Here is a 24018-nt window from a genome sequence, read left to right as displayed (position 1 = left end):
GTGCAACTGATCATCATGCGTCACGGTGAGGCAGGGTGGCACACCCTGGATCAGGAGCGGGAGCTGACCGAAGCGGGCCGCTCGGCCGTGGGACGGGTTGCACACCAGATCGGAGAGTCGCCGTGGCGGCCCGCGCTGATCTGGAGCAGCCCCTACGTGCGGGCCCGCCAAACGGCGGGCATCATGGCGGAAATCCTCAACGCCGAGATTGAAGAAAAGCCCTTCATCACGCCGGATGACGATCCCGGTCAATGCCTGGACGCGCTTCTCGATAACTCCGCGACTCCGCTGCTCATCGTCTCCCACATGCCGTTGGTAGGCAGCCTTTCAACTCTGCTCGTGGACGCCCACCGCCGGGGTATTCCGTTCATGACCGCTCAGGCCGTTGCATTGGAAATGCCCGTGATCGGCCCGGGGTGTGCAGACTTGAAAACCCAGTTTTTGCCTTGATGGTCTAATGTCGGGCAACCCATTCAGACACGGAACATCACATGTACAGCTTTCCCATTGATTACGTGGAGCCGGTTTTCCGGCCCCCCAGTGAAGCAAAATCACTGATCCTGCCGGTTACCAATGGCTGTTCCTGGAACCGGTGTACCTTCTGCGAAATGTACACTCAGCCCCAGAAAAAATTCCGCGCCCGCAAGCCCGAGGAGATTCGGGCGGATATCGAGCGGGCGGCGGAGAGCCTGGGTGGCGTCCGGAGGGTGTTTCTGGCCGATGGCGATGCCATGGTGCTTCCGACCCGTCGGTTGCTGGAAATCCTGGGCCAGCTTCGGGAGGTCTTTCCCGATCTCCACCGGGTGTCGAGCTACTGTCTGCCCCGGAATCTGGCGAAAAAGTCGGTGGAAGAGCTGGCGGAGCTTCGTGACGCCGGGCTGGCGTTCATGTACGTTGGCATGGAATCCGGTGACGACGAGGTGTTGCGGCGCGTGAACAAAGGGGAGACGGCGGAATCCACCCGATCGGCGTTGCTGAAGATCCGCGAAGCGGGCCTCACCAGTTCCGTCATGGTGCTGAATGGCCTGGGTGGCGAAACCCTGTCGCGGCAGCATGCCATCAACACCGCGAAACTCTGCAACGAGACCCAGCCAGACTACCTGTCTACGCTGGTAGTGAGTTTTCCCCAAGGGGAAGAGCGGTTCCGCGAGGGGTTTGGCGACGATTTCAGGCCGCTCTCCCAGCAGGGGCTGTTCGAGGAAATACGTCTGTTTCTTGAGCACCTGGAGCTGGAGAAAACGGTGTTCCGGAGCGACCATGCGTCCAATTATCTGGTCCTGAAGGGAATTCTGGGGCGGGACAAGGTGTCTATGCTTGAACAGGTCAATCTGGCGATATCCAGCCCCGGTGCGGTTCCGATCCGGGCCGAATGGATGCGCGGTCTCTGAAATTAGGAGGTGCAGATCATGGACAAGAATCCGGAAACCTTTGCCAAGGAGGTTGAGGACTCTGTCAGCAAGAACCCCGGCCAGCCACCGTTGGACAAGTGGCATCCTGAATTGTCGGGGGACATGGATCTGGTGATCCGCCGGAACGGGCAGTGGATCTTCAAGGGGGAACCGCTCACCCGGGAAGCCATTGTCCGTTTGTTTTCGACCATTCTCCGCAGGGAGGACGATGGCGAGTTCTACCTGGTCACCCCTGTCGAGAAGTGGCGCATCACGGTGGAAGACGCGCCTTTGCTGGCCCATACGCTGACTGTCAGGGGCTCCGGGGACGATCAGGTGGTATCCGTGACCACCAACGTGGGGGAAACCCTCGACATCGGCGAGGAGCACCCGCTGGATGTCAGCGACTATCCCGGCACCGGCGAACCAAGACCTGTGGTGCTGGTACGTCACGGCGTCGAGGCGCGGCTGCTGACATCGGCGTTCTACGATCTTGCCGCCCATCTGACCGAGCGGACTATCGACGGCGAGCCCGTTTACGGCGTGGTAAGTGGCGGAAAATTCTGGAAAGTCGGGCAGGGCGGTTGAAAAACCCCGGCCTGCCCCCATCAAATACGGTAGAAAACGCAACCACTCAGTTGTTAAACTGTGTTTTCTCACTTGTTATCGAGCCTGGCTCTCTAACGAGGCCCGGTGGTCGTTAGTCCCTCTGTGCAGTCTGGCTGTTCATGATCACTTTCGATTACCTACATTCATAAATACAGTCATTGCGACACGCAAGGAGATAAAATGGCCCAACCTCGTGTTGTCACCATTCACTACACCCTCACCAACGACCAGGGCGAGCAGCTTGATTCCTCGCGCGTAGAAGGTCGTGAGCCGCTGACGTATCTGGAAGGCGCTCAAAACATCATCGGCGGTCTGGAAACTGCACTGACCGAGAAGGCGTCTGGTGATCAGGTGAAGGTATCCGTTGAGCCTGCTGAAGGCTACGGCGAAGTTAACGAAGAGCTGATCCAGCCGGTTCCGCGCTCCGCTTTCGAAGGCGTCGACACCATTGAGCCGGGTATGCAGTTCCAGGCGCAGACTCCGGGCGGTCCCCAGATCGTTCGCGTCGTGGAAGTTGGTGACGAGACCGTGACCATCGATGCCAACCACCCGCTGGCTGGCCAGACCCTTCACTTCGACGTTGAAGTGGTCGAGACCCGCGAAGCCACTGACGAAGAGCAAGAGCACGGCCACGTGCACTAAGCTTTTCTGAAAGCTGGTTTTGAAAGGCGGCTCCTGTGGAGCCGTTTTTTTATGTCCGGCTTTTGATGGTATGGCATAAAAAAAGCGGCCCCGAAAGGCCGCTTTTTTTGTTGGAACTACCGAAACTTACATGTTCGGATAGTTCGGACCACCACCGCCTTCCGGCGTCACCCAGGTAATGTTCTGGGCAGGGTCCTTGATGTCGCAGGTCTTGCAGTGGACGCAGTTCTGCGCGTTGATCTGGAACTTCTTGCCACTGCCGTCTTCTGCCTCGACCACCTCGTAGACACCGGCCGGACAGTAACGCTGGGCCGGTTCGTCATACTTCGGCAGGTTTTCCTGGATCGGAATGTCCGGATTAGTCAGTTTCAGGTGAACTGGCTGATCTTCCTCATGGTTGGTGTTGGAAATGAACACCGAGGACAGGCGATCAAAGGTCAGGTTGTTATCCGGCTTCGGATAGCTGATCTTCTTCGCCTCGGAGGCCGGCTTCAGGGTCGCGTAATCCGGCGTGGTATCGTGGAACGTGATCGGCAGACTACCGCGCAGGATGTTCTGCTCGAAGTAGGCGATGGCGCCACCCACGATGTTGCCAAACTTGTGCATGGCCGGACCGAAGTTACGCTCGGCGTAAAGCTCCTTGTACAGCCAGCTTTCCTCGAACTTCTTCTGGAAGCCGGTGAGCTCCTCGCCGGTTTTGCCTTCCTTGAGCGCTTCGAAGACCGCTTCGGCCCCCAGCAGGCCGGATTTCATGGCAGTGTGCGAGCCCTTGATCTTGGAGCTGTTCAGGGTGCCGGCATCACAGCCCAGCAGCAGGCCGCCGGGGAAGCTCATCTTGGGCAGGGCATTGTAGCCACCCTTGGCGATGGCACGGGCCCCGTAAGAGACGCGTTTGCCGCCTTCCAGATATTTTTTGATCTCAGGATGCAGCTTCAGACGCTGGAATTCCTCGAACGGGCTCAGGTGCGGGTTGCTGTAGGACAGGTCAGTGATCAACCCGACATACACCTGGCCGTTTTCCAGGTGGTACAGGAAAGAACCGCCGGTGGAGCCGGACTCGTTCAACGGCCAGCCGGTGGTGTGAATGACCAGGCCCGGCTCGTGTTTCGCCGGATCGATGTCCCACAGCTCCTTGATACCGATACCGTAGTGCTGCGGATCCTTGCCTTCATCAAGCTTGAAGTCGTTGATCAGGCGCTTGCCCAGGTGACCGCGGCAGCCTTCGGTGAACAGGGTGTACTTGGCGCGCAGTTCCATGCCCGGCATGTAGCCGTCTTTTTCAGAACCGTCACGGGCAACGCCCATGTCACCGGTAATGATGCCCTTCACCTGTCCGTCCTCGACGATGGTCTCGGACGCGGCGAACCCCGGGTATACCTCAACGCCCAGCTGCTCGGCCTGTTCGGCGAGCCAGCGGCACAGGTTGCCCAGGCTGATAATGTAGTTGCCGTGGTTGTGCATGTTCTTCGGCACGAAGGCGTTCGGAACCTTGGTGGCCTTTTCCTGGTTCTTCAGCAGGAAAATGTCGTCCCGGGTAACCGGCGTGTTCAGCGGGGCCCCTTTCTCTTTCCAGTCCGGGAAGAGTTCGTTCAGGGCCGTCGGTTCGAATACGGTACCGGCGAGGATGTGCGCACCGATTTCAGAACCTTTTTCCACCACGCATACGGTCAGTTCTTCGCCGGCTTCCTGCGCCAGTTGCATGACGCGGCAGGCTGCCGACAGGCCCGCAGGGCCGCCGCCGACGATCAGAACATCAAATTCCATCGATTCGCGTTCCACGTTGGTCTCCTCAAACAGCTTCTATTGGATATTATTGCCCGCAGGCCAGTTCAGGGGCGTCATCATACCGGTAAAAATGCCTATAGACGACAGCCCGGAGCCGATTAAAGCGGCTTATATCGCCAAAAGCATACCGGAATTAGAGAATCAAACAAACGTTTGTTTGAAAATTCGGTCAAGCTTTGGCATTGTACGTGTACACCGAAATATCGTGTGTTTTGAGTCGATTTTTAGTATCGTCTCATTGCCGGTCCGGGTCAATACCGGTTAACTGGCTTTAAAAGCGGTCCCGGTGCGTCGATTGAGGCTATTGACCCTTTTGACCTTTGCCTGCAGTATTAGTCCGCACTTATTTTCGGCAGGCTCTCCGCGAGGATTGCGAGTCATTAAACCCATCGTAGAAGAACGAGGAATCTATGAAGGTTCTGGTCGCTGTAAAACGAGTTATCGACTACAACGTGAAGGTGCGCGTCAAGCCGGACAACACCGGTGTTGACCTCGCCAACGTGAAGATGGCAATGAACCCGTTCTGCGAAATCGCTGTTGAAGAAGCGGTTCGCCTGAAAGAAAAGGGTGTTGCCAGTGAAATCGTGGTGGTATCCATCGGCCCGAAGGCTGCACAAGAGCAGATTCGTACCGCTCTGGCCCTGGGTGCCGATCGCGGAATCCACGTCGAGACCGACGAAGAAGTCCAGTCTCTGGAAGCGGCCAAGCTGCTGAAGGCTGTGGTCGAGAAAGAAGAGCCCAAGCTGGTTATTCTCGGTAAGCAGTCCATCGATTCCGACAACAACCAGACTGGCCAGATGCTGGCTGCGCTGACCGGAATGGGTCAGGGCACGTTCGCATCCGAAGTGGTTGTTGAAGGCGACAAGGTTAACGTAACCCGTGAGGTAGACGGTGGTCTGATGACCGTTTCCCTGAACCTCCCGGCTGTTGTGACAACGGACCTGCGTCTGAACGAGCCTCGCTACGCGTCACTTCCGAACATCATGAAGGCCAAGAAGAAGCCTCTGGACTCCATGGCCCCGGCTGACCTGGGTGTTGAAGTAGCACCGCGTCTGTCCACCCTGAAAGTTGAAGCCCCGGCGGCACGCCAGGCGGGTATCAAGGTGGCTGACGTAGCTGAGCTGGTTGATAAACTGAAGAACGAAGCGAAGGTGATCTAAATGAGCATCCTGGTAATTGCTGAACACGACAACAGCAGCCTGAAGCAGGCTACCCTGAATGTTGTAGCGGCTGCCAAGGCCATTGGCGGTGACATCGACGTACTGGTTGCCGGCGAGAACTGTGGTGCCGTTGCAGAGGCTGCTGCGAAAGCAGAAGGCGTTAACAAGGTCCTGGTGGCCGATAACGCTGCCTACGGTCACTTCCTGGGCGAAAACCTGGGCGAGCTGGTTGCCGAACTGGGCAAAGGTTACAGCCACGTGCTGGCTGCTGCCGGCACCACCGGTAAAGACTTCATGCCGCGCGTCGCTGCGCTGCTGGACGTTGCTCAGGTGTCCGACATCATCCGTGTCGAGTCTGAAGACACCTTCGTTCGTCCGATCTACGCCGGTAACGCCATCGCGACTGTGAAGTCCAGCGACAGCATCAAGGTCGTCACTGTTCGTCCGACCGCCTTTGATCCCGTTGCTGCCGAAGGCGGTTCCGCCTCCGTTGAGCAGTGCGACGTGGTGAAAGACGCAGGCCTGTCTTCGTTCGTCAAGGAAGAGTTGGCGCAGTCCGATCGTCCGGACCTGGCCTCCGCCGGTATCGTTATCTCCGGTGGTCGTGGCATGCAGAATGGCGACAACTTCAAGATGCTGGAAAACGTTGCCGATCTGCTGGGCGCCGCCGTTGGTGCATCCCGTGCAGCGGTTGACGCTGGCTTCGTACCGAACGACATGCAGGTTGGCCAGACTGGTAAGATCGTTGCTCCGCAGCTGTACGTTGCGGTTGGCATCTCCGGCGCCATCCAGCACCTGGCCGGTATGTCCGACTCTAAGGTGATCGTTGCGATCAACAAGGACGAGGAAGCACCGATCTTCCAGGTTGCAGATTACGGCTTGGTAGCGGATCTGTTCGAAGCGGTACCGCAACTTGAAGAAGAGCTGAAGAAAGTTCTGTAACTTTCTGAGTCTCAAGAAAAAAGGCACCCAGTGGGTGCCTTTTTTTATGGCCGTTTGGGGGTTCGTCGGCGTCGGGAGGCGATGCGCTTTTCCGCCTTACTGATGATCAGCGTGTCCGCCAGTATGTGGAGGGCGCGGTTGGTAGTCCTGACTGCGCCGTAGATCTCTGTGGTCCTGCGGTCGTGGGTTTCCTGAACCCGGCGGGCGCTTTTCCGGAAGCCTTCATCCTTCGAGAACAGATCAATCAGGCCAAAGGTAGTGCCGGATATGGCCTTGTGGACTTTCTCGATGGTGCTGGCGCCTCCGGTAACCGTACCTTCAAGCACTTTGGCCCGATTGCGCACCTCCAGCAGATCCATACGGCGTTTCTGTATCCGGCTGAGTTCGCGAATCTGTTGGGAAAGCACGCGGCGAACCTGTCGCCGGGATTGCTGCAGCTCATTCATACCCAGCCCCAGCAACGTTGCCGGGACCAGTAGCAGGAGAAACAGGGCAAGTTCAGTGGCCATGGCTGTTTATTACCGTCTCAACGATATTCAATTTGCATATCGACATCGATTTGCCGCTCCGCCAGTTCCCGTTCCAGCTCCTTCATGACTTCCTGGTAGACCATCTTGCTGACCATAACAGGCAGGTGGTCGGCGAGGAAGCGGGCCGAGCGGGACTCTTTTTTGGCGACAGAAATCGGATCCCGGACCTTCACCGTAAGCACAAGCTCCGGGTCATCGCCGATCTCGTCCATGTCTTCCCTGGCGAGAATCTGGCGAATGATCTTCTTTTGCTCCAGTGTCTGCCAGTAAAGAAAGGCACTGAAAAGCGATAACAGAACGCTGATTGCGAGCAGAAACGTCAGCAATGGGCACCTCCACCGCGAATGGTTGTTGTAGTCGACGAGTGTGCAGCAAGCGGGCCGGCAAACGATTGGCCGAGTCGACGCAGTGACCAACCAGGCCCGGAAACTGGAAGCAGAGCACAAAGCTGCTACCTTGATTTGCAGCTTTGATAAAGGATTCGGAGAATCATCCCCACTGAATAGGTGAGACTGTCTATGGAATGGCTCAAGGCGTTTATAGCCGGATTTCTGGCCACACTGATCTTCCATCAGGGCCTGTTTACGCTCTTTTACCTGGCGGGACTGGCTCCCAATCCACCGTTCAACCTGACCCCGGTTCCCCCTTTCGGGATTCCGCAGGTCATCTCCCTGAGCTTTTTCGGCGGCCTGTGGGGGATCGGTCTGTGGCTGATCCTGCGGCGTTCCGTGGGCACGCGCTTCTGGCTCGGTCATGTGGTGGCCGGCGCGGTTGGGCCGACGGTGATTGCCATGCTGGTGGTGTTTCCGCTTAAAGGCCTCGAGGCCACGCCCCAGATCTGGGTGGGAGGGCTTATTCTGAACGGTTTCTGGGGACTGGGAGTGGCCATTCTGATGCGGCTGATGCGTCAGGGCCCTGCCTTATCCTGATTTGACACAACGTAAGATGACGCAAGACAAGGACCTGTGAATGACAAATAACCCGGACTCCCCGTTTGATCTGGTTGTTTTTGGCGCAACCAGCTTTGTGGGCAGCATTCTGACCCGGTACCTCCTGGAGACCTACGGTACCGACACGTCGGTCCGTTGGGCCATCGCCGGGCGCTCCAGCCAGAAGCTGGCCAGACTCAAGGGCGAACTCGGCAGCGCCGCTGATAACCTGCCGGTGATCCTGGCGGACTCCTCCGACGACGCCTCACTGGAGACCATGTGCCAGCAGACCCGGGTGGTGATCTCCACCGTGGGGCCTTACGCGCTGTATGGCGAACCGCTGATCCGGGCCTGCGTCCGTAACGGCACCGATTACTGCGACCTCACCGGCGAGGTTCAGTGGATTCGCAAAATGATCGAGCGCTATGAAGAAGAAGCCCGTTCCTCCGGTGCCCGTATCGTCCATTGCTGCGGTTTCGATTCCATCCCGTCAGATCTCGGTGTCTGGTTCCTGCAGCAACAGGCCGGGCAGACCTTCGGCGAACCCTGCAAAGACGTCCGCATGCGCGTAAAGGCGGCGAAGGGCGGCCTTTCCGGTGGTACCGTGGCGTCGATGATCAATATCGCGAAGGAAGCCGGCGCGGACCCGCAACTGCGTAAGGAACTGGCCAATCCCTTCTCGATCTCTCCGGCGGGCCATCGGTCCGAAACCCGTCAGCCAAGCCTGAAAACCGCGGAATTCGACAAGACTTTCGGAGTCTGGCTGGCGCCGTTTGTGATGGGCGCGATCAATACCCGCATTGTTCACCGCTCGAACGCATTGCAGGGCGCCCGTTACGGCAAGGAGTTCACCTACGACGAGGCCATGATGACCGGCCGTGGGCTCAAGGGCAGGGCGGCGGCCTATGCCATGACCGGTGCGCTCGGTGCCTTCTTTACGGCCTCCGCAATCAAACCGACCCGCTGGATTGTCGAGAAACTGGTTCCCAAGCCCGGCGAAGGACCGAGCCCAGAAGAGCAAAAGGCCGGTTTCTTCGATCTGCGCTTTTCCGGGCGGACCGAATCGGGCAAGACACTGATTTCGAAAGTGACCGGTGACCGGGATCCGGGCTACGGTTCCACCAGCAAGATGTTGGGCGAGGCCGGAATGTGCCTGGCGTTCGACGTTGACCGGGAGCGTCCCGGTGGTTTCTGGACGCCGGCATCCCTGCTGGACGGGGACCTGCTCACCCGGCTCCAGGAAAAGGCCGGCCTGACCTTTGAAGTGGTCAAGGCGGGCTAGTAACGGAGGTGGATGACCCTGTCCGTGGTGGGCAGGGCATCGGGCCCATGAGCCAGGCTCAGGACGGTCTTGCCAGCCAGCCAGCGGTCCATGCGCTTGATGATCTGTTCGCGGGTGTCACTGTCGACGCCCGTGAACGGCTCGTCCAGTATCACCAGGGACCGGGGCGTCATTAACACCCGCGCCAACGCCACACGGCGGGCCTCGCCGCCGGACAGGCGGCTACCGGTACTGCCAAGCCAGGTATCGAGCTGCCTGGTCTCCATGGCGAATCTCTCCCCCAGGCCCACCAGTTCCAGTACCTGCCAGAGTTCGGCATCCGACGCAGTGGGGTTGCCCAGGGTCAGGTTGGCACGGAGTGTGTCCTCGAACAGCACCGTTTGCTGGGTCAGGTAGGCGCAGGGAATCCTGGCCAGCCGGCCCTGAGCCGGTGGCAGCAAGCCCGCCAGAGTGTCCGCCAGTGACGATTTCCCGCTGCCCGAGGGACCGACGATACCCAGCCGCTGGCCCTCTGCGACCGTCAGATCGAAATGAGTCAGAAGCGGTGGCAGGTCTTCGTGCCGAACCGTGATACCGTTTGCCTCGACGGCCACACCATCTGCAGGAAGCGGGGCGTCGTCCGTTCCGGATTCGGTTGCGGGCTCGGTATCGCGATTCAGACGGGCGGCGGCCGCCAGGGTGCCACCGAGCTTTCCGAAGGCATCGGGCAGCATCGTGTAAACCTCAACCAGTCCGAGCAGAGCGATAGGAAGCAGAACCAGCACCGGCCCGGTCAGGTGTCCGGATTCATAGAGATGGAACCCGGCCCGCAGGGCGAATACGGCGGAAAGGTTCAGAACCAGATGACTGGTGGCCTGATGCCAGCCGACCCGTGTTTCGGACCGGGTCTGTTCAACGTTCATCTGATGGGCCTGGCGCAACAACCAGGATCCATGCCGGCCGAGCCGTCCTGCCGCCCTGAGTTCGGCAAACCCTTCCAGATGCTCTACCACCGCGGTGCGAAGCGCCTCCTGCTGGTCGCTCTGCCGGAACGCCAGGTCCCGGGTCCGGTAGAACACGCTAATCGTCGCGATCAGGAACGCCAGGAGTCCAAACAGCAGGATCGCGGTGCCGACGATACCATCAAACAGGATCCAGCCGAGCAGGGCCACCAGACCGGTAACGACGAGCGCCAGTGCGGCGGGCGCGATGAGTCTGAGGTAGAGCGTGTCGAGGGCGTCCACATCGCTGGTCAGGCGGGACAACCACTGGGCTCCCGACAGTCGGGACCGTCCGGTCCGGCTGGCCCCGGTCAGCTTCCGGAACAGGGTGGTCCGGATTTCGGTCAGCAACCGCAGGACGGTGTCGTGGTTGTAGACACGCTCCATATACCGCGCCACGGTCCGGGACACCGCGAAAAACCGGATGGCGCCGCCGGGCACGTAGAGATCGATGGTGGCTTTCACGCCAGCGGCGAGCAGCAGTCCCACCAGGGCAGTCTCGGTAATAAACCAGCCGGACACAGCCAGCAGGGCAATGCCGGAGAGCAGGGTGGCGAGAATCAGCAACGCCCCGATGAACAGTCGGCCACGGCGTTTCAGGATCAGGCGAAGCCAGGGAGTCAGGTCACGCATCGGCAACCTCCCCCTGGTTTACCGCCAGAATCCGGTCGGCCAGCGACAGCAGGGCATGGTGATGGGTCGAGAAAATCAGCGTCTTGCCGGCCTCGCTCAGTTTGTGGAGCGACTCCAGTACGAAGATCTCGCTGTCCGCATCCAGCCCGGCGGTGGGTTCATCCAGCAGGATCAGGTCGTAATCCGCCACAAAAATACGCGCCAGGCTCAGTCGGCGGGCCTGCCCCCCTGACAGCCCTCGACCGTCCTCCGCAATGGGGCTGTCGATGCCCTCGGGCCGACTGTTCACCAGATCTCCCAGGCCAACCCGTTTCAGGGCGGTTTCGATGGCCACATCGGAGGCGTCGGGTGAGGTAAGCCGGAGATTGTCGGCCCAGGTGCCCTGTACCAGAAAGCCCCGCTGGCCCAGCCACCCGAAGCTGAAACTTCCGGGTTCCTGGCCAAACACCTGAATGGTCCCCGATGACGGGGTCAGGAAGCCTGCCAACAGGTGCAGCAACGTCGACTTGCCGCCTCCGGAAGGCCCTGTGAGTGCAATCGCCTGTCCACGGGGAATCGTCAACGACAGCCCGCGGAGGAGGTCGGTAGAGGCATCCGCGTAGCGGAAGGTGACATTCTGGAGCTCAATGGTTCCGGAGGTCTCTGTTTTCGCTTCGACACGGCGGGGCGGTGTCCCGGCTTCCTCCTCGAATTGCTGAAAGCGGGCCAGGATTTCGGCGCTCGCGCCCAGCGCCGCCGCACGGTCGTGATAGTGCTGGGAGAGCGTGCGCAGCGGCTGAAAGAACTCCGGAGCCAGAAGGAGAATGAGCAGCCCGTTGAACAGGGTGAGCTCGTCCGCCGGACCGAACTCGATGTAGCCGAGCAGCCCGAAGCCGATGTAGATCGCGATGACGGCGATGGCCACGGAGGAAAAGAACTCCAGCACCGCCGACGACAGAAACGCGACTTTCAGCGTTTTCATGGTGACCTTTCGATACCGGTCGGAGCGATGCTCGATGATCTCCGCCGCCGGTTCGGTCTGGCCGAACAGTTGCAGTGTGGTGAGCCCCCGCACCTTGTCCAGGAACTGACCGGAAAGCCGGCTGATGGTTTCGAAATGCTGTTGGTTCAGCTTCTCGGCGCCCATGCCGACCAGTGCCATGAACAGGGGAATCAGCGGCGCGGACAGGAGCAGGAAAATCCCGGCAAGCCAGTCCAGCCAGAACACCAGGGCCAGTATCATCAACGGAATGATGACGGACAGGCTCATCTGCGGCAGGAACCGGGCAAAATACCCGTGCAGCGATTCCACGTGGTCGATCCATTCCCGGGCCAGCGCCCCGGCGGATTCCTGACCGGTAACAATCGGGCCGGCCGCCTGCCAGTGCTGATGGATCTGTCGACGAACCGAACGCCGTACCTGGGCACTCGCGTGGGTGGCCATGCGGGTCTGGAGCCCCTGGAACAGGGCGCGCACCACCATGGCGCCGATCAGCGCAAGGAAGAGATACGTGAGATGGGAGACCGGGGTCTTTTCGATCAGGCCCCGGTAGACAATGAGGGCCAGAAGTACCATCTGGCCTATGGTGGCGACGCCGGCCAGGGTACCGAAGAGAACGGTACCCTGTATCCACCGGCGGTTGCCGTTAGCAAGCTCCGTGAGCCAGCGCCGGGTTGTACGCTGTTCCGGAGCCGTCACTTAGTGGTAACCCTCACCCGGCCGGACCTTGCCACGGAACACCCAGTAGGACCAGGCGGTGTAGGTCAAGACGATGGGGATGACGAACAGCAGTCCCAGCAGCAGGAACAGCTGCGAGTTATAGGCTGAAGCGGCGTCCCAGAGGGTGTAGTTGGGCGGCACCACGTAGGGCCAGCGGCTGACCACCAGTCCCAGGTAGGTGGTGATGAACAGCCCCATGGTGGCCACGAACGGCATGCCTTCGAACCGGTTACGCACCGACCGGAAGATCTGGAAGGCACACAGCAGAGTCAGCACCGGCAGCACCCAGATCACGCTGAGGTTGGAGAACCAGCGATCCCGAACCATGTCATCCACGAACGGGGTCCACACGCTGATGATGCCGAAGATGACCAGCACCGCAGCCAGCAGCGGCAGCGTGATGCGATAGGCCCACTCCTGGAGCCGTCCTTCGGTCTTCATGATCAGCCAGGTGGATCCGAGCAGGGCATAACCGGCCAGCATCCCCAGACCGGTAAGGACCGTGAACGGCGTCAGCCAGTCCAGGGCGCCACCGACGTACACGCCATTGGCGGTCTCGAAGCCCTGGATGTAGGTGCCGACCACCGCGCCCTGGGCAAAGGCCGCCACCGTGGAGCCGCCGGCAAACGCCCAGTTCCAGAGGTAGCGCGATGTCCGCGCCTTGAACCGGAACTCGAACGCCACACCGCGGAAGATCAGGCCGGCCAGTAGCAGGAAGACACCGATGTACAGCGCCGGCAGGAAGATGCTGTAGACCATGGGGAAGGCGGCCAGCAGGCCGGCACCGCCCAGCACCAGCCAGGTCTCGTTGCCGTCCCAGACCGGTGCCACAGAGTTCATCATGGTGTCCCGGTCGGTCTCACTGGGCGCGAACGGGAACAGGATGCCCACCCCCAGGTCGAAGCCGTCCATCAACACGTACATGATGATGCCAAAGCCGATGATAAACGCCCAGATCAGGGCCAGATCGAACTGTTGCATAATTAGTGTCCTCCCTGATTGGCGGGTTTGCCGTGGTCGTCTTCGCCGATTTCAAACGGCACATGGGCCGCAGAGAACGGACGCATGGGACGATCGGACTCGTGCTCCTCTTCGTCCTTATCTTCAAGGCCGACGTACAGCACACGCATGAGGTAATAGACACCGGCTGAGAACACACAGGCGTACACAACGATATAGCCGATCAGGGTGAACAGCGCCATACCGCCGGTCAGCGACGGAGTGACCGAGTCCGCCTGACTCATGATGCCGTAGACCAGCCACGGCGCGCGGCCGGTTTCAGTCACGAACCAGCCGGTCAGGACCGCCAGGAACGGCGCAATGCTCATGAAGCGAAGGCCCTGGAGGAACCAGTTGGTCTTGTAGAGGCGGCCGCCCTTACGCAGGAACAGGCCTGCCACCGCAAACAGCACCATCAACACGCCCATGGCCACCATGATCCGGAACGACCAGAACACGATGCCAACCGGCGGTTGCTCGTCCACGGGAATGTCCTTGAGGCCCGGCACGACACCGTCCCAGGAGTGGGTGAGAATCAGGCTGGCCAGCCCCGGAATGCCCACTTCCACCAGGTTGCTCTGGCTTTCCTTGTCAGGAATGGCGAACAGCAGCATGGGCACGTGGGAAGAGGTTTCCCAGTTACCTTCCATCGCCGCCACTTTCTCCGGCTGGTGTTCCAGGGTGTTCAGGCCGTGGAAATCGCCCACCAGCACCTGGGCCGGGGCGATGAACAGCAGCAGCCAAAGGCACATGGACAGCGCCTTGCGGTTGGCCTCCACTTCGCGCCCTTTCAGGAGGTACCATGCGCTGACACCGGAGACCACGAAGCCGCCGGTCAGGAAGGAAGCGAGCACCATGTGGGTAAAACGGTAAGGGAAGGAATCGTTGAAGATAGCAGCGCTCCAGGAAGTCACATGGAACATGCCGTCTTTCAACTCAACGCCGGCCGGAGTCTGCATCCAGCTGTTGGCCGCGAGAATCCAGAATGCCGAGATAAATGTGCCCAGCGCCACCATGATGGCCGCAAACAGGTGAACGCCGGCAGGAACCTTGTTTCGTCCGAAGAGCATGACACCGAGGAAGCCAGCCTCCAGGAAGAACGCCGTGACCACCTCGTAACTGAGGATCGGACCGAGGAAGTTGGCGGAGGCCTGGGCGAAATTACTCCAGTTCGTGCCGAACTGGAAGGACATCACGATACCCGACACCACGCCCATGCCGAAGACCACCGCGAACACCTTCGTCCAGAAGCCCGAGAGTTTTTCCCAGACCGGATTGCGGGTTTTGAAGGCCAGGCCTTCAAGAACGGCGATATAGGATGCTAGGCCGATGGTAAACACCGGAAATATGGCGTGAAATGACACCACAAACGCGAACTGGATTCGCGATAGGATAAGAGGATCAAGTTCCATGGGAACCTCCGGCAAAACCATACATCACAAAAGAACAAGCGCTGCTGGAGCACTCGCTCAGCCGCTGCCTTAGCTCATATTGTTCTGTTGTTATTACCGGCAGATGGTGAACATGCTACATAAATTTCATAAACGCCAACAGGTCAGAATGTCGCACCGTTGACTTAAAACAATTATGGTGATTCCAATGAGTTTTTACGAAGACCGGATACTCCCACACATCATAGACAAGGCCTGTTCCATGGGCCAGGTCATGAAGTTACGGAGCCAGGTCGTGCCCAGGGCAAAAGGCGTTGTGCTCGAAGTAGGGATGGGCTCCGCCATCAACCTTGAGTTCTACGATCAGTCACAGGTGGATCTGGTGTACGGCCTTGAGCCGTCCGAAGGCATGCGCAAGAAGGCACAGCCAAACCTCAGCCATTCAAATGTATCCGTTGAATGGCTGGACCTGCCCGGCGAGAAGATTCCCCTGGACGACGAATCCGTCGACACAGTGCTGCTGACCTTCACGCTGTGCACCATCCCCGACAGCCACGCAGCTCTGCAGCAGATGAAGCGCGTACTGAAGCCCGGCGGAGAACTGCTGTTCCTCGAACACGGACAGTCCGTTGATCACGGCGTGCGCAAATGGCAGGACCGCATCACCCCAGCCTGGAAGAAACTCGCCGGTGGCTGCCACCTCAATCGCCACATTGCCGACCTGATCGGCGAGGCGGGCTTCGAGGTCCAGGAACTCAACAACCTCTATGTGCCGGGCGCACCGAAGATCGCCGGTTACATCTACCAGGGCCGGGCCATCAAGCCGCACGCAAGCTGAAAGAGGGGCGGTTGGCGGATTGAGAATTGCGTTACCAGACACGGCCTTATACAATTCCGCCCCTCAAATCTCCCTCCGAAATGCCCGGATGGTGAAATTGGTAGACACAAGAGACTTAAAATCTCTCGGCCGCAAGGCCGTGCCGGTTCGATTCCGGCTCCGGGCACCATTTAGATCAGCATATTCCTGCTTTCTTTTCACTTGCTAATTACGTTCTCTCGCCAAAAATACAATTGTTGGCACTTGACGGTGTGTGGCATTCAAACTGTCAGGGTCCAATCCAGATACAGTCTCACCTCGAGCGAAACGAGAAGCCAGGCGATTACATGGCAACCACGCCCAGCGTTGGCTAAGCTGTTGTTAATTTGAGAACTTTAGGCCGCGAAGGTTAGGGAAAAATGCGGAGTTATGTGGGACGCACTTTTTGGCAATATCTTGGCATTCGGTCTAGTTGCTGTTATGCCCTACGGCGGGCCATGGGATTTGAATGCTAAAGGTTACGGGGTTTCACCTTACGATAATCGCAGTTCTCATCAATCTGAAGAACTGGTTTGAACAGCCCATCGATACGTTGCCTGTAATTGGGCTTGCCGTGCCCAGTGAGGCCACATGGCTAAACCCGGTACTCTACGCGTGGTTTGGGATAGCTATTCTGCTGTACGTCCAGCTTTTTATCCGTAATGGTTTTTCAGCGATATCAGGCGAATATCAAGATGTTGCCCATCCTCACTACGAGCATCAGGCAGTTATGAGTGACTATGAGCGGGTAACGAACGGTGGAGATTATGAGCCGAGCCCTGCAGCCAAAGCTGCGGGTGCGCTCAAACTATTGATTTGGTACCCATTAAAGCTGTTATTGCTTAGCCCTGTTGCACTTGGTTTTTTGCTTCCGGTTTTTTTCAGTGGTGCAGCGGTAGCATCGATCTTTTTGGCATAACCAGTCATTCCAGTTCGTTACGGGCCCGAGGGCCCGTAACCGGACGGCCTTTTCTCCGCATCGCTACGCAAAGGCGGCCGCTGAATATTGGCGTTAGAGCGTTTCCGGAGGATTTATGGAAAAGGTCAAAAGCTACGATATTGAAATCGTCAACTCATGGTTCGATGTAATAGTTTATGAAAAATCTTACGGTAGCGGTTTCGTAGGTGAATATTCTGGTATTTCGCCGAAAGCCACTCAGGTAAAGCCTGCTGGAGGGCACACGCCAATTATGAAAGAGCGGGGAGGCGGAACGGTCACGGGCTACGACCTCGAGCAGGTTGTTCAGCAATGTTTCGTAGAGATCGAAAAGATTGATGGCGAGATCGTGAGAAGCATTGAGCGCAATGAATAGCTATTCTGGCGTTTCGCCTGGAGCAGGCTCAAAAAAATGTTAGAAACAGGGAGGGGATTATGTCAGATGAAGGGAAAAAGAAGCCATTTCTGAAGATGTTCTCTCTTGCTGACAGGGCATCGTGCGAAAAAGCGATTCGAATTGGCGGGATCGTCGCGATGGTATCTGCGGCGTTAACCGGCATTTTCGCTGCTATTGGCTTTTTCTCAGATCCCTCAGATCCAGAGTTGGCCTACCTATTTGACCCCTATATGGTACTCGATTTCGTAATAATCTTTACCCTTGCCATTTTCATATTAAGAAAAAGTCGCGTCGCTTCAACTACGATGTTGGGGTATTTTATATTCAATAATTTGTACTTTTGGCAAGATACCGGGAATATACAGGGCCTAGGGATCACAATAGTGCTTTTTGTTGTTTATCTCACCGCGATGAGGGCCACATATATCTGGCATGGCTCTTATAAAATTGAAAGCCATAACGAAGACATCTGATCGAACTTATTGTGGATGAGGTCACATGGACATTGTGGAATATAAAGGATTTGAGTTGGTTCCTGCACCGTATCAACTCGCAGAGACGAGCGAATGGGCAGTACGGGTAACTATTACCCGCCACCATGATGTGCGTGGTCAGTCTCTAGAAAAAACCTGTATTGCCCAGAACCGCGCGGACACTCTGGAGGAAGCTAAATATTTAGCGATCCAGTTTGGAACAGGAATTATAGATGGGAAGCATCCAGATGTGTCACTGGATGATCTTTTCTAACCAGTGCAGGCACGGCGACGCCCATTACATTGCGCCTTCGGCTTCATTCCATGGGCGCGCATGCTGCAAGCGTTAGGGCCACAGAGGATGAGCGTTCACGGGAGATAGCTGAATGGTAGGGAATATTGTTGTTAATGCCATCTTGGCAGCGATTCTCTTCGGGGCTTACAGCTGGACGCCATGGGCTAGTCTGGTCCTCGCTACACTATCCGCGCTCGCTTTTAGTCACATCTTTATTTTTGACCGGGCTTTTCTTGAGGAGATCGCCAAGCAAGGAATAGACAGGTTCTCGTTGCTTATTGGGGCCGGGATTTCATACATTGGGGTCATTGTATCTATAGTGGGACTGCTGGTAACGCAATGATCAGGTTCTACCTTCACCGTTGCAGCCCTAACCATTCATTCCAGTTCGTTCCGGGCCGGACGGCCTTTGCTCCGCTTCGCTCCGTAAAGGCCGCCGCTGAATATTGGCGTTAAGAGTTTCAGGAGGCATACGATCGACTCCAGTTTAAATGACGAGTTGTCGGCAGTTTATGAGGAGATCATGTGGCTTGCTGCCCGCCCAAATGTTACTCCGAGCGTGGCTCGCTCTTGGTATACCCATGCAACTGCAGAGCGGCTTAAAAAGAAAATTCGAATGTTCACGGGGCGCGTCTCCAAACAAGCCTCCTATTTCGAGGACGAGTTGCGGCTGGAGCACTTTTTGCGAATTCAGACCACTCTGACACAGCTCGTTAAAAGGCATCTAAGAGACGATCATCGAGACGCCCAAGAATTTATCGAAACCATCAAACGCTGCGAGCAGGTTCATATCGTAACTAGATCTGAGAATTACGCGGCGATGAAAGCGAAAGGCGACTATCAAGATGCTGGTATAGAGCTCTTGGACTGGTCTTCGCTGGACTACGAAACTCAATCTAAGCTTTGGAAGAAGATGCTGAAGGGCAAGGTAGCCAATCATGATGAGTACCAGCCTCTAAGTCATTCTTAACAAGGCGCATTAGTACACGGCCGATGGCCGCCGGACGCCACTCTCGTGGCGCCGCTGTGCTCGGCGTTAGGTATTATGAACATAACGGATAAGCAACTCGTAAGGGCGATTTACTCGACTTGGGACTTCCAGCAAGCCCTGTCTGCTTTGACGTTCCTGCTTGAAGACTGTGACTTTGGAGCGAAATATAGTCACGTAGAATTGCGTCGATTCAGATGCTATGAATCCAACCTAATAATCTCAATGGCGCGGCCCTTCGAGACAACCAGAGGCGGGACGACAATTGGTTTGCGCGCGCTCGGTATCACCTTGAATCAAGAGCAAAAGACGCTAGTTGACAGAATATTGGACCTGCGTCGCAAGATAGTGGCGCATTCCTCGGAGGAAGAGATGCATTTTAGGGTTTCTACCATCCCCATAGAGGACGGCCGATTCAATCTTCCCCATTTTCAGTTTAATGAGCGATTGCATCTCGAAGAGAAGGAGCTTCGCCAACTCGAATCTTTTCTAAGATATTTGAAAAGTCAGATGGTCGAGTTTTTTTATAAAGTGGCCCAAGAGCAGCCCGACCTCCTTGATCGTTACAAGGAGCCTACCAATTTTTTGTAGTTCGTTCCGGCCTGCGGCCTCCACCGGACGCCCCTGTCGGGGCGCCGCTAAACAAGCGCTTTAATTACCAAGGAGAGGTATGGACATTAGCTTCAAGGTGAATCACCCCATTACCACTGACCAGTTCATCGGGTTGTTGGAGAGTTCTACACTCGGGGAGCGACGGCCAATCCACGACCGAGAATGTATGGAAGGGGTGGTTTCCAATTCCAATCTCCTCATAAGCGCTTGGGATGAGGATTTATTGGTCGGTATCGCCCGCAGTGTCACGGACTTTCACTATGCGTGCTACCTGTCCGATTTGGCCGTTCACAAGGGCTACCAAAGATCAGGAATAGGTAAGCGATTACAGTCACTGACCCAAGAGCAACTGGGGCCGCTCTGCAAATTGATACTCATCGCAGCACCGGCAGCCAACTCGTACTATGGGCAGATTGGTTACACGCACAATGACCGCTGTTGGGTTCTGGATCCGGGGGCGACCATCGGCAATTGACAAGGTCAGGCACGCGGCGCCTACTGCATCGCGGCTTCGCCTCCATCCGGTAGCCGCACATGCTGGCCGGCGTTATAGAAGGAAGAATCATGAAGCCACGGATTAGTATGATTACTTTGGGTGTGAGTGATATGCAGCGTTCGATTGAGTTCTATGAAAGAGGGCTTGGCTTTCCCCGAATGGACTCTCCGCCGGAAGTAGCCTTTTTTACTTTAAACGGCACATGGCTGGGTTTGTATGGTCGTGACGCCCTAGCGGAAGATGCGCAGGTAAGTGCAGGTTCCGGAGGCTTCGCTGGATTCAGTCTGGCGCACAATGTAAGTTCAGAAGACGAAGTTGACCAGGTCATGTCTCATGCTGCTTCCGCGGGCGCTGTTGTCACGAAATCCGCCCGAAAGACGGAGTGGGGTGGCTACTCAGGCTACTTTGCAGACCCTGATGGCTATCTTTGGGAAATCGCACACAATCCATTGTTCTGGGTCGGTCCTTCCGATGAGCCCGCATAACCAATTGCAGCAGTTCGCGGCCTGGGGCCGTCCAGTATTGGCGTCCATCCCTTCGGTGACCCTTACATGAGATTCTGGATCCTCCTCACAGCCCTTGTTCTCACCGGCTGCGACAACACCACGGTGTCGGCGGCTCCCAATTTTTCGCTCTTTGAAACCTCAGCAGGTGTTGTCTATTTGCTGAATCAAAATACCGGAGAACTGAAAGTCATTTCCTCGGAGCCGACTATCATCAATACCGGAGACGTTTTCAGAGACGATGAGGGGCCGCTCTTCAGATACCTGGGGAACGGGGAAGTTCATAGGCTCCAGTAATTACCCCAAAAATTCCCGAACCACCTCCAACACCTCATCCTCCTGTTCCCGGTGCGGAACATGGCCACATCCCTTCAAAAGTTTCAGCGTAGATGGTCCTTTCGGCAGCTCCGTATAACGCTCCGCATGACGTGGCGACCCGAATTCATCGTCATCCCCATGAATGGCCAGAACCGGGCACTGGACCTGCTTCAGCGTCTCATCCAGTTGCCAGTCCTGAAAATCGTCCGACAGCCAGGTGTCGATCCAGGCGCTGAGTACCCAGCGGGCCTTGTCTCCATGGTAGCGCGCGAGACGATCCACCTGGCCTTCTTCGGCGAAGGCGATTTTGGCGTCTTCGATCCCGGCTACGGTGCGGTCTTCGACAAACGCCTGGGCGGATTCGGTAATCAGGGCTTCGCAGTCGTACGGGTAGTGGGCAGCGCAGGCGGCGGCCATGGCGCCACCAACGCTGTGGCCGAAGGCGATGAATTTGTGGATATCCAGCGCCTGGCGCACGGCGTCGAAGGTGGCTTCGGCTTCTTCCAGAATGAACCGTTTATTGAGCGTGCCGGGGTGGGCATCGGACTGGCCGAAGCCGAGGCGGTCGTAGGCGATGACGGTGCGGCCGGTGGCCTCTGCCAGGTGCTCCGGGAAGGATCGCCACAACTGGACGCTGCCGAGGGAATCGTGGAACAGCACGATGGGCGCCTTGTCGGACTTTGCATCCCCATGGCTGTTCCAGGTTTTTACATAGATTCGGCCTTCGGAGGTGGAAAGGGTAACGTCAGAGCTGGTCATTCATTATTCCTGAGTGGGTACCGGCGAAATGCTGTTGATGTTGCCGGATGGGACGTTCGGGTCGTCGTCCATAATGACGAGTATGCCTCCGACAATAATGGCGATCGCAACGATGGCTTTGAGAATCATTGATTTGGACATGGTATTCACCTCCCGAGTTTGAGGGAACTACCAATAGGTGTGAGGGCGAGGGTGCGGAATTCCAACCACCCTGGGTGACACGCCGGTACCGACAAAAGTCGCTTCGACAGGCTCTGTACTCTGGTCAATACTGTTTCTGGCCTCTTTGGACAGGCGCACACGTTTCACTGACAACAGGACAGGGCATTTTCCATGACAGACGCTGCCGAACTGCTTATTCACACCTATACCGAAAACGGCGTCACCACGTTGATGCTCGACCATCCCGAGCGGCGCAACAGCCTTTCAATGGCCATGCTGAATGCGCTGGGCGAGGAACTGGACCGGGTAGCCCGGGATGACGAGACCCGTGTGGTGGTCCTTGCCGCCCGTGGCAATGTGTTCTGCGCCGGCCACGACCTCCGGGAAATCCGGGAACGCTTCGACAGTCACGAATTCCAGCAGGCGCTGTTCGACCGTTGCAGCGAGGTGATGCAGAAGATCGTAAACCTGCCCAAGCCGGTAATTGCACGGGTGGCGGGCGTGGCGACGGCGGCCGGGTGCCAACTGGTGGCCTCCTGCGATCTGGCTATTGCTGCTGATACCGCCCGCTTTGCGACGCCGGGGGTAAACATCGGGCTGTTCTGTTCCACGCCGATGGTGGCGCTGTCGCGGAACGTTCACCGGAAGCAGGCCATGGAGATGTTGCTGACCGGTGAGCTGATCAGCGCGAGCCGGGCGGAAGAGATTGGCCTGGTCAATCGGGTGGTGGACGAGCAGATTCTGGATGAATCGGTGTACCGGATGGCACGGACCATCGCGGACAAATCCGGCCACACACTCCGCATCGGCAAGGAGGCGTTCTATCGCCAGCTGGAGATGCCGCTGGACGAAGCGTACGCCTATACCGCAGTGGTAATGGCCGAAAACATGAAGGCCGAGGACGCCCAGGAAGGTATCTGCGCGTTCCTGGACAAGCGCAAGCCGGAGTGGAAAGACCGCTGATCGGTCAGCCCTGGCAGGCGGCCCGGCCGATCCTCAGTCGGTCGCCGGGTTGTATGTCCTTCTTCGAAAAGAAGCCCGCGTTCATCTCAACGGCGGACCAGTAGGACTTGTCGGCGGGGTAAACCGGGCAGTGCTGGCCCTGGGACCTGGGGCAGGGCGTCATGGTCCGGATGGTGTGGATCGTCCGCTCTTTGTCCAGAAACGCAATGTCCAGGGGGATGAGGGTGCGGTACATCCAGAATCCCTGCGAGGCTTCCCGTGATTCCGGATAGTCAAACAGCATACCCCGGTTGGCGGGCAGGGTTTGCCGCAACATCAGTCCCATCTGCCGCTGGGCATGCTCCGTGGCCAGTTCCAGAGTGACCGGAATAAGCCCCTCGCTCGTTTCAAAGCAGGCCTCCACTTCGTCCAGTCCGGTCTGGGGCGGCGCCGCATTGGTTCCGCAGCCGGCCAGCGCCAGCACCAGGAGCGCCGGGATGCCGATGGCCGGATGGCGAGGGGTTTTCATCACGGGCGCAGCCGGTAGCCGGTCCGGAAGATCCACCAGACGGTGGTCATGCAGAGCGTCAGGAAGACCAGGGTCATGCCCACGCTCACGCCCACATGCACGTCGGCAACGCCGTAGAACGCCCACCGGAATCCACTGATCAGGTAGACCACCGGGTTGAACAGGCTGATGGTCTGCCAGATCTCCGGCAGCATGTCGATGGAATAGAAAGTACCGCCGAGAAACACCAGCGGGGTGACGATCATCATCGGCACAATCTGGAGTTTTTCGAAGCCGTCCGCCCAGATGCCGATGATGAAACCGAACAGGCTGAAGGTCACTGCAGTGAGGACCAGGAAGGACACCATCCAGAAGGGATGCAGCACGTGGTAGTCCACAAACAGCCGGGCCGTAGCCAGGATGATCAGGCCGAGGATCACCGATTTGCTTGCGGCCGCACCGACATACCCGAGAACCACCTCCACGTAGGACACGGGCGCCGACAGTACTTCGTAGATCGTGCCGGAAAATTTGGGCATGTAGATGCCGAAGGAGGCGTTGGAGATGCTCTGCATCAACAGCGAGAGCATCACCAGCCCCGGAATGATGTAGGCGCCATAGCTGATGTTGTTGATGTCGCCCATGCGGGAGCCGATGGCGGATCCGAATACCACGAAATAGAGGCAGGTTGAAATCACCGGTGACAGTACGCTCTGCATGACCGTGCGTTTCATCCTGGCCATTTCGAACTTGTAGATCGCCCGGATGCCGTACAGGTTCATGACGTTCTCCCGTTTCTGTGC

At 57.6% G+C, this 24018-nt stretch carries 30 protein-coding genes and 1 tRNA gene; 20 read left to right on the top strand and 11 right to left on the bottom strand.

Annotated elements, in window-relative coordinates; all coding sequences use genetic code 11:
* From MLD04_RS10455 to MLD04_RS10440, 4 genes are all read left to right on the top strand, one after another.
* Positions 1-450, top strand: coding sequence for a SixA phosphatase family protein (locus MLD04_RS10455; RefSeq protein WP_248157890.1), 450 nt, complete (start codon positions 1-3; stop codon positions 448-450).
* Positions 451-491: 41 nt separating this feature from the next.
* Complete coding sequence (locus tag MLD04_RS10450) at positions 492-1388, top strand: radical SAM protein (protein ID WP_248157888.1); 897 nt, start codon at positions 492-494, stop codon at positions 1386-1388.
* Between the two features lie 18 nt (positions 1389-1406).
* Positions 1407-1976, top strand: coding sequence for a DUF1285 domain-containing protein (locus tag MLD04_RS10445; RefSeq protein ID WP_248157886.1), 570 nt, complete (start codon positions 1407-1409; stop codon positions 1974-1976).
* Between the two features lie 201 nt (positions 1977-2177).
* Complete coding sequence (locus MLD04_RS10440) at positions 2178-2639, top strand: FKBP-type peptidyl-prolyl cis-trans isomerase (RefSeq protein ID WP_008938382.1); 462 nt, start codon at positions 2178-2180, stop codon at positions 2637-2639.
* Positions 2640-2765: 126 nt separating this feature from the next.
* Here MLD04_RS10440 and MLD04_RS10435 read toward each other — a convergent pair whose 3' ends face one another.
* Positions 2766-4418, bottom strand: coding sequence for an electron transfer flavoprotein-ubiquinone oxidoreductase (locus tag MLD04_RS10435; RefSeq protein ID WP_248157879.1), 1653 nt, complete (start codon positions 4416-4418; stop codon positions 2766-2768).
* A gap of 416 nt (positions 4419-4834) precedes the next feature.
* Between MLD04_RS10435 and MLD04_RS10430 the strand changes: the two genes are divergently transcribed.
* Together MLD04_RS10430 and MLD04_RS10425 are read left to right on the top strand one after the other, a co-directional pair.
* Positions 4835-5584, top strand: coding sequence for an electron transfer flavoprotein subunit beta/FixA family protein (locus MLD04_RS10430; protein ID WP_008938380.1), 750 nt, complete (start codon positions 4835-4837; stop codon positions 5582-5584).
* Positions 5585-6526: an electron transfer flavoprotein subunit alpha/FixB family protein gene (locus MLD04_RS10425; RefSeq protein WP_248157877.1), complete on the top strand. Its 942-nt coding sequence runs from the start codon at positions 5585-5587 to the stop codon at positions 6524-6526.
* A gap of 44 nt (positions 6527-6570) precedes the next feature.
* Here MLD04_RS10425 and MLD04_RS10420 read toward each other — a convergent pair whose 3' ends face one another.
* Both MLD04_RS10420 and MLD04_RS10415 read right to left on the bottom strand, forming a co-directional pair.
* Positions 6571-7035, bottom strand: coding sequence for a hypothetical protein (locus tag MLD04_RS10420; RefSeq protein ID WP_248157875.1), 465 nt, complete (start codon positions 7033-7035; stop codon positions 6571-6573).
* A gap of 17 nt (positions 7036-7052) precedes the next feature.
* Complete coding sequence (locus MLD04_RS10415) at positions 7053-7382, bottom strand: hypothetical protein (protein WP_248157873.1); 330 nt, start codon at positions 7380-7382, stop codon at positions 7053-7055.
* 192 nt (positions 7383-7574) lie between these two features.
* Here MLD04_RS10415 and MLD04_RS10410 point away from each other — a divergent pair, with 192 nt between their 5' ends.
* Together MLD04_RS10410 and MLD04_RS10405 are read left to right on the top strand one after the other, a co-directional pair.
* Positions 7575-7985, top strand: coding sequence for a hypothetical protein (locus MLD04_RS10410; RefSeq protein ID WP_248157871.1), 411 nt, complete (start codon positions 7575-7577; stop codon positions 7983-7985).
* A 40-nt stretch (positions 7986-8025) separates the two neighbouring features.
* A complete protein-coding gene (locus MLD04_RS10405; RefSeq protein WP_248157869.1) occupies positions 8026-9267 on the top strand; it encodes a saccharopine dehydrogenase family protein in 1242 nt (413 codons plus the stop codon).
* Here the strand turns inward: MLD04_RS10405 and cydC are convergent.
* The 4 genes from cydC to MLD04_RS10385 are packed head-to-tail and all read right to left on the bottom strand — an operon-like array spanning position 9264 to position 14990.
* Entirely contained in the window at positions 9264-10880 is a 1617-nt protein-coding gene (gene cydC / locus MLD04_RS10400; protein ID WP_248157867.1) for a thiol reductant ABC exporter subunit CydC, read from the bottom strand. The two genes, MLD04_RS10405 and cydC, sit on opposite strands and share 4 nt — an antisense overlap.
* The gene (gene cydD / locus MLD04_RS10395; RefSeq protein ID WP_248157866.1) at positions 10873-12558 is read right to left on the bottom strand and encodes a thiol reductant ABC exporter subunit CydD; all 1686 of its coding nucleotides are present in this window, start codon (positions 12556-12558) and stop codon (positions 10873-10875) included. The genes cydC and cydD overlap by 8 nt, the downstream gene beginning before the upstream one ends.
* Positions 12559-13560, bottom strand: coding sequence for a cytochrome d ubiquinol oxidase subunit II (cydB, locus tag MLD04_RS10390; protein WP_248157864.1), 1002 nt, complete (start codon positions 13558-13560; stop codon positions 12559-12561).
* Between the two features lie 2 nt (positions 13561-13562).
* Positions 13563-14990, bottom strand: a complete 1428-nt coding sequence (locus MLD04_RS10385) for a cytochrome ubiquinol oxidase subunit I (RefSeq protein ID WP_248157862.1) — start codon at positions 14988-14990, stop codon at positions 13563-13565.
* Positions 14991-15177: 187 nt separating this feature from the next.
* On the opposite strand from MLD04_RS10385, the gene MLD04_RS10380 reads away from it, so the two are divergent.
* From MLD04_RS10380 to MLD04_RS10330, 11 genes are all read left to right on the top strand, one after another.
* A complete protein-coding gene (locus MLD04_RS10380; RefSeq protein WP_248157856.1) occupies positions 15178-15807 on the top strand; it encodes a class I SAM-dependent methyltransferase in 630 nt (209 codons plus the stop codon).
* An 82-nt stretch (positions 15808-15889) separates the two neighbouring features.
* Positions 15890-15976: transfer RNA gene (locus tag MLD04_RS10375), tRNA-Leu, on the top strand.
* A gap of 318 nt (positions 15977-16294) precedes the next feature.
* Entirely contained in the window at positions 16295-16744 is a 450-nt protein-coding gene (locus MLD04_RS10370) for a hypothetical protein (protein WP_248157855.1), read from the top strand.
* 115 nt (positions 16745-16859) lie between these two features.
* Positions 16860-17138 (top strand): hypothetical protein, encoded by a 279-nt coding sequence (locus tag MLD04_RS10365; protein ID WP_248157854.1) that lies wholly within the window; start codon positions 16860-16862, stop codon positions 17136-17138.
* 59 nt (positions 17139-17197) lie between these two features.
* Complete coding sequence (locus MLD04_RS10360; RefSeq protein WP_248157853.1) at positions 17198-17632, top strand: hypothetical protein; 435 nt, start codon at positions 17198-17200, stop codon at positions 17630-17632.
* A 25-nt stretch (positions 17633-17657) separates the two neighbouring features.
* Entirely contained in the window at positions 17658-17906 is a 249-nt protein-coding gene (locus tag MLD04_RS10355; RefSeq protein ID WP_248157852.1) for a CV_2116 domain-containing protein, read from the top strand.
* Between the two features lie 544 nt (positions 17907-18450).
* Complete coding sequence (locus MLD04_RS10350) at positions 18451-18897, top strand: hypothetical protein (protein ID WP_248157851.1); 447 nt, start codon at positions 18451-18453, stop codon at positions 18895-18897.
* 75 nt (positions 18898-18972) lie between these two features.
* The gene (locus tag MLD04_RS10345; RefSeq protein WP_248157850.1) at positions 18973-19506 is read left to right on the top strand and encodes a hypothetical protein; all 534 of its coding nucleotides are present in this window, start codon (positions 18973-18975) and stop codon (positions 19504-19506) included.
* A gap of 79 nt (positions 19507-19585) precedes the next feature.
* Positions 19586-20002 carry a GNAT family N-acetyltransferase gene (locus MLD04_RS10340; RefSeq protein ID WP_248157849.1) on the top strand — a complete coding sequence of 139 codons (417 nt, stop codon included), beginning with the start codon at positions 19586-19588 and terminating at the stop codon, positions 20000-20002.
* An 89-nt stretch (positions 20003-20091) separates the two neighbouring features.
* The gene (locus MLD04_RS10335) at positions 20092-20508 is read left to right on the top strand and encodes a VOC family protein (protein WP_248157848.1); all 417 of its coding nucleotides are present in this window, start codon (positions 20092-20094) and stop codon (positions 20506-20508) included.
* Between the two features lie 66 nt (positions 20509-20574).
* Complete coding sequence (locus MLD04_RS10330) at positions 20575-20823, top strand: hypothetical protein (protein ID WP_248157847.1); 249 nt, start codon at positions 20575-20577, stop codon at positions 20821-20823.
* Here MLD04_RS10330 and MLD04_RS10325 read toward each other — a convergent pair whose 3' ends face one another.
* Together MLD04_RS10325 and MLD04_RS10320 are read right to left on the bottom strand one after the other, a co-directional pair.
* Entirely contained in the window at positions 20824-21603 is a 780-nt protein-coding gene (locus tag MLD04_RS10325; protein WP_248157846.1) for an alpha/beta fold hydrolase, read from the bottom strand.
* A 3-nt stretch (positions 21604-21606) separates the two neighbouring features.
* Entirely contained in the window at positions 21607-21744 is a 138-nt protein-coding gene (locus tag MLD04_RS10320; RefSeq protein ID WP_248157845.1) for a hypothetical protein, read from the bottom strand.
* Positions 21745-21936: 192 nt separating this feature from the next.
* On the opposite strand from MLD04_RS10320, the gene MLD04_RS10315 reads away from it, so the two are divergent.
* Entirely contained in the window at positions 21937-22728 is a 792-nt protein-coding gene (locus MLD04_RS10315; RefSeq protein WP_248157843.1) for an enoyl-CoA hydratase, read from the top strand.
* A gap of 4 nt (positions 22729-22732) precedes the next feature.
* Here the strand turns inward: MLD04_RS10315 and MLD04_RS10310 are convergent, their stop codons facing one another.
* Together MLD04_RS10310 and MLD04_RS10305 are read right to left on the bottom strand one after the other, a co-directional pair.
* The gene (locus tag MLD04_RS10310) at positions 22733-23236 is read right to left on the bottom strand and encodes a DUF192 domain-containing protein (RefSeq protein WP_248158275.1); all 504 of its coding nucleotides are present in this window, start codon (positions 23234-23236) and stop codon (positions 22733-22735) included.
* A complete protein-coding gene (locus tag MLD04_RS10305) occupies positions 23236-23997 on the bottom strand; it encodes an ABC transporter permease (RefSeq protein WP_248157840.1) in 762 nt (253 codons plus the stop codon). The genes MLD04_RS10310 and MLD04_RS10305 overlap by 1 nt, the downstream gene beginning before the upstream one ends.
* Positions 23998-24018 lie beyond the last annotated feature (21 nt).

This window comes from Marinobacter koreensis (genome assembly GCF_023156285.1).
In the GTDB taxonomy this organism is placed as follows: Bacteria; Pseudomonadota; Gammaproteobacteria; order Pseudomonadales; family Oleiphilaceae; genus Marinobacter; species Marinobacter koreensis.
Note: the sequence above shows the minus strand (reverse complement) of the source record. Positions and strands in the feature narration are given on the sequence as shown.